Source organism: Kitasatospora sp. NPDC051705, assembly GCF_044453265.1.
Lineage (GTDB): Bacteria > Actinomycetota > Actinomycetes > Streptomycetales > Streptomycetaceae > Kitasatospora.
In genome coordinates this window covers 519,669-531,105 of record NZ_JBITCO010000002.1, presented here as the reverse complement: position 1 = coordinate 531,105, position 11,437 = coordinate 519,669, and the positions used below count along the sequence as shown (strand labels likewise).

General features: G+C 72.2%; 9 protein-coding genes, 1 rRNA gene and 1 pseudogene. 6 read left to right on the top strand and 5 right to left on the bottom strand.

Features of this window, described 5'->3' with window-relative positions:
• The 4 genes from ACIA8Q_RS04880 to ACIA8Q_RS04865 form a co-directional block, all read right to left on the bottom strand.
• Positions 1-90: ribosomal RNA gene (locus tag ACIA8Q_RS04880) — 16S ribosomal RNA — on the bottom strand; the annotation flags it as partial.
• Between the two features lie 426 nt (positions 91-516).
• Complete coding sequence (locus ACIA8Q_RS04875) at positions 517-1,593, bottom strand: low specificity L-threonine aldolase (RefSeq protein ID WP_360221895.1); 1,077 nt, start codon at positions 1,591-1,593, stop codon at positions 517-519.
• Complete coding sequence (locus tag ACIA8Q_RS04870; RefSeq protein ID WP_360221898.1) at positions 1,590-2,348, bottom strand: SDR family NAD(P)-dependent oxidoreductase; 759 nt, start codon at positions 2,346-2,348, stop codon at positions 1,590-1,592. Before ACIA8Q_RS04870 ends, ACIA8Q_RS04875 begins: the two co-directional genes overlap by 4 nt.
• Entirely contained in the window at positions 2,345-3,745 is a 1,401-nt protein-coding gene (locus ACIA8Q_RS04865) for a DUF6421 family protein (RefSeq protein WP_360221901.1), read from the bottom strand. The genes ACIA8Q_RS04870 and ACIA8Q_RS04865 overlap by 4 nt, the downstream gene beginning before the upstream one ends.
• 671 nt (positions 3,746-4,416) lie before the next feature.
• Here ACIA8Q_RS04865 and ACIA8Q_RS04860 point away from each other — a divergent pair.
• The 5 genes from ACIA8Q_RS04860 to ACIA8Q_RS04840 all read left to right on the top strand — a co-directional run bounded on the left by ACIA8Q_RS04860 (position 4,417) and on the right by ACIA8Q_RS04840 (position 8,997).
• Positions 4,417-5,310 carry an ABC transporter substrate-binding protein gene (locus ACIA8Q_RS04860; protein WP_360221904.1) on the top strand — a complete coding sequence of 298 codons (894 nt, stop codon included), beginning with the start codon at positions 4,417-4,419 and terminating at the stop codon, positions 5,308-5,310.
• Complete coding sequence (locus ACIA8Q_RS04855; RefSeq protein WP_387897522.1) at positions 5,307-6,209, top strand: amino acid ABC transporter permease; 903 nt, start codon at positions 5,307-5,309, stop codon at positions 6,207-6,209. The genes ACIA8Q_RS04860 and ACIA8Q_RS04855 overlap by 4 nt, the downstream gene beginning before the upstream one ends.
• A 118-nt stretch (positions 6,210-6,327) precedes the next feature.
• Positions 6,328-7,086 carry an amino acid ABC transporter ATP-binding protein gene (locus tag ACIA8Q_RS04850; protein WP_360221907.1) on the top strand — a complete coding sequence of 253 codons (759 nt, stop codon included), beginning with the start codon at positions 6,328-6,330 and terminating at the stop codon, positions 7,084-7,086.
• 155 nt (positions 7,087-7,241) lie between these two features.
• The gene (locus ACIA8Q_RS04845; RefSeq protein WP_396316762.1) at positions 7,242-7,805 is read left to right on the top strand and encodes a DUF5134 domain-containing protein; all 564 of its coding nucleotides are present in this window, start codon (positions 7,242-7,244) and stop codon (positions 7,803-7,805) included.
• A 244-nt stretch (positions 7,806-8,049) separates the two neighbouring features.
• Positions 8,050-8,997, top strand: coding sequence for a M56 family metallopeptidase (locus ACIA8Q_RS04840; RefSeq protein WP_360221913.1), 948 nt, complete (start codon positions 8,050-8,052; stop codon positions 8,995-8,997).
• Between the two features lie 96 nt (positions 8,998-9,093).
• On the opposite strand, the gene ACIA8Q_RS04835 is transcribed toward ACIA8Q_RS04840, so the two are convergent.
• Positions 9,094-9,606 carry a MarR family winged helix-turn-helix transcriptional regulator gene (locus ACIA8Q_RS04835; RefSeq protein WP_396316761.1) on the bottom strand — a complete coding sequence of 171 codons (513 nt, stop codon included), beginning with the start codon at positions 9,604-9,606 and terminating at the stop codon, positions 9,094-9,096.
• An 87-nt stretch (positions 9,607-9,693) separates the two neighbouring features.
• On the opposite strand from ACIA8Q_RS04835, the pseudogene ACIA8Q_RS04830 reads away from it, so the two are divergent.
• Positions 9,694-11,209 (top strand): annotated as a pseudogene (locus tag ACIA8Q_RS04830) (MFS transporter).
• Positions 11,210-11,437 lie beyond the last annotated feature (228 nt).

The following is an 11,437-nucleotide window of genomic DNA, read 5'->3' as shown; positions in this document are numbered from 1 at the left end:
GATCCACCCCGAAGGGCTTCACCGTTCGACTTGCATGTGTTAAGCACGCCGCCAGCGTTCGTCCTGAGCCAGGATCAAACTCTCCGTGAATGTCTGCCCGTAATCGGGCCACACTCGCGTTGAGCGGCACGGCAACCACCGGAATAGGGTGATCCCGCGCACTGCGTCCTCGCTGTGTTTTATTTCAAAAGGAATCTCCAACCCCGATCAGACGATCGAGGCCGGGGATGTCAACATATCTGGCGTTGACTTTTGGCACGCTGTTGAGTTCTCAAGGAACGGACACTTCCTTCGGTCTGCCTTCCAGCAGGCCCTCCGGGCGCTTCGTTCTTTCGTGTTTCCAGCTTATCAGATGTTTTCCGCTCCGTTTTCCCGGAGTTTCATTTCATCGGATTCGCTTTCCGCTTGTCCCCGCTCTCTCGCGGCGACTCCGGAACTGTACGGGGCCGGGCCCGCCACAAGCAAATCGTCCCGCCCTGCGGCTGCAGGGCGGGACGATCCGTCGTTCGGGCACCGTCAGGCGCGGCCCATCTCCTCGGCGATGGCCGCGGCGAAGGCGTCGATGTCGGCCTCCGTGGTGTCGAAGGCGCACATCCAGCGCACCTCGCCGGTGTGCTCGTTCCAGAAGTAGAAGCGGTAGCGCTTCTGCAGCCGCTCGCTCACCTCGCGCGGGAGGATCGCGAACACCGCGTTCGCCTGGACCGGGCGGACGACCTCGACGCCGTCGATCTTGCGGACGGCGGCCTCCAGGCGGCTGGCCATCGCGTTGGCGTGGCCGGCGTTGCGCAGGTAGAGGTCGCCGGAGAGCAGCGCCTCGAACTGCACGGAGACGAAGCGCATCTTCGAGGCGAGCTGCATCGAGGTCTTGCGCAGGTACTTGATGTTGCGCACCCGCTCGGGGTTGAGCACCACCACGACCTCGCCGAGCATCAGCCCGTTCTTCGTCCCGCCGAAGGACAGCACGTCGACGCCCACGTCCGTGGTGAAGGCGCGCAGCGGCAGGCCAAGCGAGGCGGCGGCGTTGGCCAGGCGGGAGCCGTCGACGTGGACGAGCATGCCGAGCTGGTGGGCGTGCTCGGTGATCGCGCGGATCTCGTCGGCGGTGTAGAGGGTGCCGAGCTCGGTGCTCTGGGTGATCGAGACCGCGAGCGGCTGCGCGCGGTGCTCGTCGCCGAAGCCCCAGGCCTGCTGGTCGAGCAGCTCGGGGGTGAGCTTGCCGTCCGGGGTGGGGACGGTGAGCAGCTTGATGCCGCCCATCTTCTCCGGGGCGCCGCCCTCGTCCACGTTGATGTGGGCGGTCTCGGCGGCGACCACGGCGCCCCAGCGCGGGAGCAGGGCCTGGAGCGCGACCACGTTGGCGCCGGTGCCGTTGAAGACGGGATAGGCCTCGGCCTTGTCCCCGAAGTGGCGGCGGAAGACGTCCTGGAGGTGCGTCGTGTAGTCGTCCTCGCCGTAGGCGACCTGGTGGCCGTCGTTGGCGAGGGCGATCGCGGCGAGGACCTCCGGGTGGATGCCGGCGTAGTTGTCGCTGGCGAAGCCGCGGACGGCGGGGTCGTGCCGCCGTACCGCGTCCGTGCCGGTGGGGTCGGTCATCGGGCTGTCAGCCACAGGTGCTGTCCGTTCAGTTCTGCTGCGGGGCGGTCCCAGAGGCCCGCGAGGTGTCCGGCGAGGTCGGCCGTGTCGGTGAAGCCCGCGAACTTCGCGTCCGGCTTCTCGGCCCGCATCTCGGGGCTGACCAGCGCCTTGATGACCAGGATCGCAGCAGCGGCGGTGGGCTCGCCGTCGGGGTCGGTGGTCTCCTTCTTGAAGGAGTCCGCCATGGCGAGGGTCCAGGCCTCGGTGGCCGCCTTGGCGGCCGCGTAGGCGGCGCCGCCGGCGGTGGGCTTGTGGGCGGCCGCGGCGGAGATCATCGCGTACCGGCCGGCGGGGCTGCGGACCAGCGCGGGCTGGAAGGCCAGCGAGGTGTGCTGGAGGGTCCGCACGACGGTGTCGTGCAGGAAGTCCCAGTCGTCCAGCCGGCTGTCGAAGAAGGTCTTGCTGCCGCGCCAGCCGCCGACCAGGTGGAACAGGCCGTCGACGTGGCCGTGCTCGGCCTCCAGGTGGTCGGCCCAGTCGTGGACCTCCTGCGGGTCGAGCAGGTCGATCACCTGTCCGCTGACCTTGGCGCCGCGCACGGCGATCCGGGTGGCGTCCAGGGCGGACTCGAGGCGCTGGGCGTCGATGTCGGCGCCGATCACGGTGGCACCGTCGGCGGTCAGGCGGCGCAGCACGGCCTGACCGGCCGGGCCGCTGGCTCCGGCGACGGCGATGACCTTGCCGGCCAGCGGGGCGTTGGCGGTCGTGGTCACGCGGCGACTCCCTGGATACCGGCGCCGGTGATGCCGGCGGTGGCGGCGATGACGCCGCCGAGCTTCTTGGACAGGGCCTCGTAGAACATGCTCAGCGGGAACTCGTCCGGGAGCACGGCGTCGCACAGCGCCTTGTTGAGGGCCTTGCCGTCGGTGATGTCGAGCGGCAGCGCCTCGGAGCCCTTCGCCCAGGTGGAGGCGGGGTGCGGGGTGAGGTAGCGGGAGACCAGCTCGTAGGCGGCGATCCAGTGGGCCGGCTTGGGCCGGTCGATGCCGTCGCGGTAGAGGGTCTCGATCTCGGCGCACAGCTCGTTGGTGACCTGCGGGGCCCGCTCCCAGTCGATGCTGAGGCGGTTGTCGCGCCAGCTCAGCGCGCCGTTCTTGTGCAGGTAGGCGAAGAGCAGCTGACCGCCGAGGCCGTCGTAGTTGCGCACGCGGTCACCGCTGACCGGGAAGCGGAACATCCGGTCGAAGAGGATCGCGTACTGGACGTCGCGGGCGTGGGCGTTGCCCTCGGCCTCCAGCTTCACCGCCTCCTTGAAGGTGGTGAGGTCGCAGCGGAGCTCCTCCAGGCCGTACATCCAGAACGGGCTGCGCTGCTTGATCATGAAGGGGTCGAACGGCAGGTCGCCGTGGCTGTGGGTACGGTCGTGCACGAGGTCCCACAGGACGAAGGTCTCCTGCGCGCGCTGCTGGTCCTGGAGCAGGCCCTCGGCGTCGGCCGGGATCTCCAGGCCGAGCTGCTGGACGGCGCTGGTGGTGACGGCGCGGAAGCGGGCGGCCTCGCGGTCACAGAAGATGCCGCCCCAGGTGAAACGTTCCGGCGCCTTGCGCACGGAGACCGTCTCGGGGAAGAGGACGGCGGAGTTGGTGTCGTAGCCGGCCGTGAAGTCGGTGAAGGTGATCGGCACGAACATCGGGTTGTCGAAGCGGGTGCGCTCCAGCTCGGCCAGCCAGTCGGGCCACACGACGCTCAGCAGGACGGCTTCCAGGTTGCGGTCCGGGTTGCCGTTCTGGGTGTACATCGGGAAGACGACCAGGTGCTCGAGGCCGTCCTCGCGCTGCTCCGCGGGCTGGAAGGCCAGCAGCGAGTCCAGGAAGTCGGGCTCGCGGTAGCCGGTGTCGGCCCACTTGGCGAGGTCGGCGTCGACGGCGGACAGGTAGGCGGCGTCGTGCGGGAAGTGCGGGGCGAGCTCCTCGACGGCGGCACGCACGGTGGCCACCAGCGGGTCGACGGTGTGCCGCTGCACAGCGGCGAGGTCGATGGAGCCGTCCTTGGACTGCAGCGGGCGCAGCGTCTCGACGGCCTCCTTCAGGCGCAGCCAGGCCGGGTGGCCGGCGAGGGTCGAGACCGGAGCGTCGGCCGCCGCAGCGAGCCGTGGCGAAAGATTCTGCATCGTGGACTCACTTCGACAGGAGTTATTTCAACGGGGACACCATAAGTACGAAAGGTTCTCCTGTTCAAGGGGGTCTCGACCGCCGAACCTCCGGCGGCGCCCCGGGTTCGTCTCCGCTTCGGCGCGGCGTCGACCCCGGGTCGGCCGCACGTCGGCTCCGGGCGGGCCGCGCCGCATCCCGCGCCGGTTCGGAGGTCGAGACGGCGGCGGGCCGGCCGCGGGTCGGGGCCGAGTCCGGGGCCGACTGCCGGCCGGGCGTCAACGCGGCCTCGCGGCACGCCCCCCGACGGTCCGTCGGGGCCCCGCGGCACCGCGGCCGCGACCTGGGCCCGCGGCCGGTTGTCCGGAATGTGGACAAGCTTCTGGATGTTCTGGACAGATGCGCCGTCGGGATGCGAACCTCCCGCCATGCTCCCGGCGGTGATCACGGTGGCCGAGCGCCACACCGACCTGTTCCGGGTGCCCTCTCGTTGTCGCGACTGCTGTCGCGCGTGCGGCCGCTGCCGCCGCTGTCGCTGATCCGGCTCGAAGGGCGCCGCGGACGCGGGCCCGTACGCCGACCATGCCGCGTGTGTTCCGGCGCCGCCACCGGGGGGAAGTGACCCGCCGGGCTCGCGGCCCGCGCCGCCGCCCCCGCCGTCCCGCCCGGTCCTTCTCCCTGGAGCCCCGCCATGACCCTCCGCAAGCCGTCCGCCACCGCCCTGCCCCTCGCCGTCCTGCTGGCCGCGGCCGCCGCGCTGACCGCGTGCGCGCCGCAGGACGCCAAGTCCGACGGGGCCGCCGCGGGCGCGTCCGGGAGCGCCGGAACGGCGGCGGGCTGCGCACCGGGGGCGCTGGCGACCCGGACGGCCGGCACGCTGACCGTCGGCACGGACAAGCCCGCCTACGACCCTTGGTTCGCCGAGGACAAGCCGGAGAACGGCAAGGGCTTCGAGTCCGCCGTCGCCTACGCCGTCGCGGACCGGCTCGGGTACCCCAAGGACAAGGTCACCTGGGTGGTCGCGCCCTTCGGCAAGGCCACCTCGCCGGGGGCCAAGGACTTCGACTTCGACATCAACCAGGTGTCCGTCAGCAGCGAGCGCAAGCAGGCCGTCGACTTCTCCTCCGGCTACTACGACGTGCGCCAGGCGGTCATCGCCCTGAAGAACTCCAAGGCCGCGGGGGCGAAGAGCATCGCCGACCTCAAGGGCGCCAAGCTGGGCGCACAGGTCGGCACCACCAGCCTCGACACCATCACCGGCACCATCAAGCCGAGCGTCCAGCCGGCCGTGTTCGACTCCAACGACCTCGCCAAGGCCGCGCTCAAGAACGGCCAGGTCGAGGCACTCGTGGTGGACCTGCCCACCGCCTTCTACATCACCGGCGCCGAGGTGCCGGAGGCACAGGTGGTCGGGCAGTTCGAGGGCGCCTCGCAGGGCGAGCAGTTCGGCCTGGTCCTGGACAAGGGCTCGCAGCTGACCGGCTGCGTCTCCCGGGCGGTCGACGCGCTGCGCTCCGACGGCACCCTGGCCAAGCTGGAGAAGCAGTGGCTCTCGGACGCCGTCTCGGCACCGGTGCTCAAGTGAGCGGCGAGGCGACGGCCACCGGGGCGGTGGCACCGGCGAAGGACGGGGGCGACGACTACCGCCCGTCCGAACGGCGACTGGCGCACGAGGCGTACCGGCGCGGCCGGGCCCGGCGGTCGGCGCTGATCGCCACCGCGTCCACCCTGGCGACGGCGCTCGTGCTCTACCTGCTGGTGGTCAACTCGCCCGGTTGGGAGGTGACCCGCCGGACGTTCCTCAGCGCCGACTACGCCCGCCAGGCGCTGCCCGAGGTGCTGAAGGGCCTGCGGCTGAACCTGGAGCTGATGCTCGGCTGCGGGGCCCTCATCCTGGTGTTCGGGCTGCTGCTGGCGGTGCTGCGGACGCTGCGCGGGCCGGTGTTCCTGCCGGTCCGGCTGCTGGCCACCGCGTACGTGGACTTCTTCCTCGGACTGCCGATGATCATCTGCCTGCTGGTGATGATCACCGGGGTGCCGGCGCTCCGGCTCACCGGCGTGACCACCGACCCGTTGCTGCTCGGCGGGGCGGCCCTGGTGCTGACGTACTCGGCGTACGTGTCGGAGGTGTTCCGCTCCGGGATCGAGTCGGTGCACCCGAGCCAGCGCGCCGCGGCCCGTTCGCTGGGGCTCACCAACGCGCAGGCCATGCGGTACGTGGTGCTGCCGCAGGCCGTCCGACGGGTGGTGCCGCCGCTGCTGAACAACCTGGTGAGCCTGCAGAAGGACACCGGACTCGTCTCGATCGGCGGGGCGATCGACGCCGTGTACGCGGCGAAGATCATCGCGGCCCGGTCGTTCAACTTCACGCCCTACCTCGTGGCGGGTCTGGTGTTCATCGTGCTGACCATTCCGCTGACCCGGTTCGCGGACTGGCTGACGGCCAGGACGAACCGCCGGCGGTTCCAGGGCGGTGCGGTGTGAACGCGCGCGGCGGGCGCGGGCAGCACCGCGGGCGGGGCCGGCACGGAGGGCGCCGGACCGGCGGGTACGAGACGGGGTGGCCGGCCGAGCGGTGCGGCCGAACGGGTGAGGTGAGCGGATGAGCACGGCCGACGTGCTCCGGCTGGAGTCGGTGCGCAAGACCTACGGCGGCCAGGTCGTGCTGCGCGACGTGGACCTCACCGTGCCCGAGCACTCGGTGACGGCGCTGATCGGCGCGTCCGGCTCGGGCAAGTCCACCCTGATGCGGTGCGTCAACCTGCTGGAGGGGACCGACGACGGGGCGATCTTCCTGGACGGCGAGGAGATCACCGACCCCCGGACCGACGAGGACGCCGTCCGGCGGCGGATCGGGGTGGTCTTCCAGTCCTACAACCTGTTCCCGCACCTGACCGTGCTGGAGAACATCACGCTGGCCCCGCGCCGGGTGCACCGGCTCGCGCGGGCCCAGGCGGAGGCGAAGGCGCTGGAACTGCTGGAGCGGCTCGGCCTGGCGGCGAAGGCCCGGGAGTACCCGGACCGGCTCTCGGGCGGCCAGCAGCAGCGCGTCGCCATCGTGCGGGCGCTCGCCACCGGGCCGCGGCTGCTGCTGCTCGACGAGATCACCGCGGCCCTCGACCCGGTCCTGGTCGGCGAGGTGCTCTCGGTGGTGCGCGACCTCAAGGAACAGGGGATGACGATGGTCCTCTCGACCCACGAGATGGGGTTCGCCCGCGAGGTGGCCGACCAGGTCTGCTTCCTGGACGACGGCGTGGTCCTCGAACAGGGACCGCCGGAGCAGGTCCTCGGCGACCCGAGGGAGGAACGGACGCGGCAGTTCCTCAGCCGGGTCGTCGCCTCGGGCCGGCTGCAGGGCTGATCCTGCCGGAGCGGGTACGGCGGGGTGCGCGCCCGAGGACGCACCCCGGCCGACACCACCGTGCGCCCCGGTGCGCGCCCTGGCCGCGCCCCGGCGGCAACGGTGATCGTGGACGGGACGGGGCCACCCGTCACCGATCGCGGGGGAGGCCGCCGTTGCACGGACCCGTCCTGATCAGCTGGCTGCTGGCCCTGCTCACCGCGGCCGCCGGGGCCTACTGCCTCACCCGGCTCCGCCGCTCCCCCTGCACCGCGGGCGCCCCGCCCCGCGCCGGCACCCGCCGACTGATCGCCCGCGAGTCGGACGCCGCCGAGGCCCTGATGGGGCTGGGCATGGCGGCGATGGCCGTCACCGGTGGAGCCGTCCCGGCCGCCGTCTGGGCCTCGCTGTTCGGGCTCCCGGCCGCGGTCTTCCTGCTCGCCGCCGCACACGCCCCGGCCCGCCGGGCGCACCGGCTGCACCACGCGGTGGGCGCCCTCGCCATGACCTACATGGCCCTCGCGATGGCCGCCGGTACCGGTCACCACCACGGAACCGGCGCCGGAACGCCGCTGGTGACCGGCGCTCTGCTGCTCTACTTCGGCGGGTACTCGCTCTGGGCCGGCGCCCGGCTCCTGCACACCTCCGCCGGAACCCTGGTGGTGGGCGCCGCCGGACTGCCGCGGGCCTGCCGCCTCACCATGGGGATCGGCATGTTCGCCATGCTGCTGACGATGTGAGCCGATCCCTCCCCGCAGACGCGGAACCGCGGCCGTGCCCGTGTCCGTATCCGTGCCCGAACCAACGCCCGAGCCCGCTCCTGTGCCTGCGCCCGCCGGAGGGGTGCCGCTCGGAGCCAAGGCCCCGCCCCTCGCGTGGCGTTGGTCACTGGCCGGTCGAAAGCCGTTCCTCCGGACGTCGCCAGCGCATAGGTTGGCAGGGAGCGCCTCGTCGCGTTCCGTGCGTACTCGGGGAGCCCATGCGATGCCTGCCCTGATCGGTCTGCTGCTGCTCGGACTGCTGCTCTCGACCGTCGCGCCCCGGCTGCTGGCCCGGGCCCGCTGGGTGGAGCGAGAACCGGTACTGGCGCTGCTGGTGTGGCAGTGCCTCGTCGTCGCCGTGCTGCTGTGCTGCGTCCTGAGCCTGCTGCTGGCCGCGTCCGCCGCCCTGCCCGAGCTGCGCGCCCTGGTCTTCGCGGGGGCCCCGCACGGCGTCGAGGCCGCGTACGGTCTGCAGGACGCCGAGGGCTGGGGCCGGCTGTGCGCCGCGGTGCTGGCGGCGGGCGGGTTGCAGACGGCTTTCGCGCTCACCCGGGAGGTCCGGACGGCCAAGGCGGTGCGCGATCGTCGGCACGCCCAACTGACCAGCCGGGCTCCGGAGTTGCCCGAGGCCATCGCTGCCGCCCGGAGCCGCCGGGAGCGGCTGGTGGTCCTGGAGAGCGTCCGCCCGGAGGCCTGGTCGCTGCCGGGCCCCGACTCCCGCCTGGTGGTGACCACCGGCGCGCTCCAACAGTTGACCGATCGGGAGCTGGCCGCCGTCCTGAGCCACGAGCGCGGGCACGTCCGGGCCCGGCACCACTGGCTGCAGCAGGCGTCGCAGGCGCTGGCCTCGGGCTTCCCGGGCGTCGGCGTGTTCAGCGCCTTCCGGGACCAGGTGGCGGAGCTGGTCGAGCTGGCGGCCGACGACCGGGCGGCACGGCGGCACGGTCGGCACACCACCGCCCTCGCGCTGGCCGAGATCAACCTGGACCGCGGGGTGTTCGGCTCCTGCCCGCCGGGGCTGGCGCAGTCCCCCCGCCGGGTCGACCGGCTGCTCGCCGGCCGGCCGCGGCTGTCCGTCCCGCACCGGCTCCGGCTCACCCTGGTGGCCCTCGCCGCGCCCGCCGCCGCCGTGCTGCTGGCGGTCGCTCCGGGGCTGGTCTCGCAGTTTTGAGGGCGGCCACCACCGGCCCGCCGGGCCCGCCGGGCGCGCGGAAGCGTCGCCCCGGTCGATCGAAAAGGCAGTACCGGCAGCACGGTTGACGGAACGTCAGGCAGCCGGTCCGGGCCACCCCTCGACCGTCCCGCCCGAAGCGGTCGACCCACTCGGCCCGGACGACGCACTCGGCCCGGACGACGCACTCGACCCGGACGGTCCGATCGGCCCGCCCAGGGTCAGTTCGAGCACCTCGCGGTGCAGCGGCCTGGCCTGCAGGTACCGCTCCTTGCCGGCCTCGGTCAGGGTGAGCATGATGCCGCGCCGGTCGCTCTCGCACATCGCCCGGGTGACCAGTCCGGCCTTCTCCAGTCGGGCGATCAGCCGGGAGAGCGCGCTCTGGCTGAGGTGGACGGTGTGGCCCAGCTCCTGGACCCGCACGGTGGGCCGGCCCTCTCCCGAGCACGCTTCGGCCAGGCGTTCCAGCACCTCGAACTCGCTCATGCCCAGCCCGCACTTCTCGCCCAGCTCGCGGTCGAGCATGCAGGCCGTGGCGGCGTGCCGGGCCAGCAGGTCGCGCCACTGCGCGACGAGACCGGCCTCCGCCGGGGAGTCGAGTTCAGCCACGCCGCCACGGTAGCACATGCATCGGCAACATATGTGTTCACATCTTATTCATTTGCATTGAATGCACACGCATGTACTGTCCTCCCCATGACCACCGCGACCGCCACGCCACCCGACGCCCCGTCAACCAGCGGGCTGAACTGGACCCCCCGCCTCTGGGGCACCCTCATCGTGCTCTGCGCCGCCATGTTCCTGGACGCCCTGGACGTCTCCATGGTGGGCGTCGCCCTCCCCTCCATCGGCTCCGAGCTGCACCTCTCCACCTCCGCCCTGCAGTGGGTGGTCTCCGGTTACGTGCTCGGCTACGGAGGCCTGCTGCTGCTCGGCGGCCGCGCCGCCGACCTGCTCGGCCGTCGCCGGGTCTTCCTCGTCGCGCTGGGCGTCTTCGCCGCCGCCTCCCTCGTCGGCGGCCTGGTCGACGACGGCGGCCTGCTGATCGCGGCCCGCTTCCTCAAGGGCGTCAGCGCCGCATTCACCGCCCCCGCCGGCCTGTCGATCATCACCACGACCTTCGCCGAGGGCCCCGCCCGCAACCGGGCCCTGTCCATCTACACCACCTGCGGCGCCAGCGGCTTCTCACTCGGCCTCGTGCTCAGCGGCCTGCTCACCTCCGTCGGCTGGCGCTGGACCTTCCTGATGCCCGTGCCGGTCGCACTGCTCGCCCTGCTCTTCGCGGTCCGCCTGCTCCCCCGCCCCGTCGAGGAGAAGGCCAAGGGCGGCTACGACGTGCTCGGCGCGATCACCGGCACCGCGACCGTCCTGCTACTGGTCTTCACCGTCACCGAGGCGCAGGGCGCCGGCTGGCTGAGCGCCCGCACGCTGGGCTCCCTGGTCGTGGTCCTCGCGCTGGCCGCCGCCTTCCTGCTGATCGAGAGCCGTACCGCCCACCCGCTCGTCCGGCTCGGCATCTTCCGCAACGGCTCGGTCGCCCGGGCCAACGTGATCGCCTTCGCGATGACCGGTGCGTACGGCGGGTTCCAGTTCGTCGTCACCCTCTACCTGCAGCACCTGCTCGGCTGGTCGGCACTGCAGATGGCGCTCGGACTGCTGCCGGCCGGCGCCTTCATCGCGCTCTCGGCACCGTTCATGGGCCCGATCGTGGACCGCTTCGGCACCGGCCGGCTGCTGCCGATCGGCCTGGTCGCCCTGGTCGGGGCGTTCGCGCTGTTCCTGCGGCTGGACGAGCACAGCTCGTACCTCGGCCTGGTGCTGCCCTCGATGCTGCTGCTCGGCGTCGGCTTCGCGCTGGCCTTCCCCTCGGTGAACATCGCCGCCACCGACGGGGTGGACGACGAGGAGCAGGGCCTGGCCTCAGGACTGGTCAACACGGCGATCCAGGTCGGCACCGCCGTGGTCCTGGCCGGGGCGACCGCGATGATCACGGCCGGCAGCGCCGGCGGCGACAGCCCGCAGGCCCAGCTGGACGGCTACCGGCCGGCCCTGGCGTTCGTCACCGCGGTCGCGCTTGCTCGGACTGCTGATCGCCGCGGCGGGCGCCCTGACGGACCGGCGCAGGAATTCAACCCCCCTGACCTCGGCCGACTATGATGACTCGTCAGCCGGTTCGAAGGAGACCCGGGAGGAAGTGCTGACCACCGGCTGAGCCTCGGTCGCCACCCTGGCCGCCCCCCGGCGGCCATCGGCGATGTCGCCGGCTCCACCAAACCCCCGTCTTGGTGGAGCCGGCCGTCTTCGTACCGGTCGCGGGACCGGCGCCGAGCGGCGCCCGACCAGCACGCGACCACACGGTGCGACCCTCGGCTCCGCAAGTATATTGGCTCGCAGCCAACGAACGTTCGGAGCAGACACGATGGCACCTCGGGGGGATTCG

Coding starts and splice junctions, on each gene's coding strand:
- ACIA8Q_RS04840 (WP_360221913.1), top strand. CDS start 8,050: ATGCCTGCCCTGATCGGTCTGCTGCTGCTCGGACTGCTGCTCTCGACC.
- ACIA8Q_RS04865 (WP_360221901.1), bottom strand. CDS start 3,745: ATGCAGAATCTTTCGCCACGGCTCGCTGCGGCGGCCGACGCTCCGGTC.
- ACIA8Q_RS04850 (WP_360221907.1), top strand. CDS start 6,328: ATGAGCACGGCCGACGTGCTCCGGCTGGAGTCGGTGCGCAAGACCTAC.
- ACIA8Q_RS04875 (WP_360221895.1), bottom strand. CDS start 1,593: ATGACCGACCCCACCGGCACGGACGCGGTACGGCGGCACGACCCCGCC.
- ACIA8Q_RS04860 (WP_360221904.1), top strand. CDS start 4,417: ATGACCCTCCGCAAGCCGTCCGCCACCGCCCTGCCCCTCGCCGTCCTG.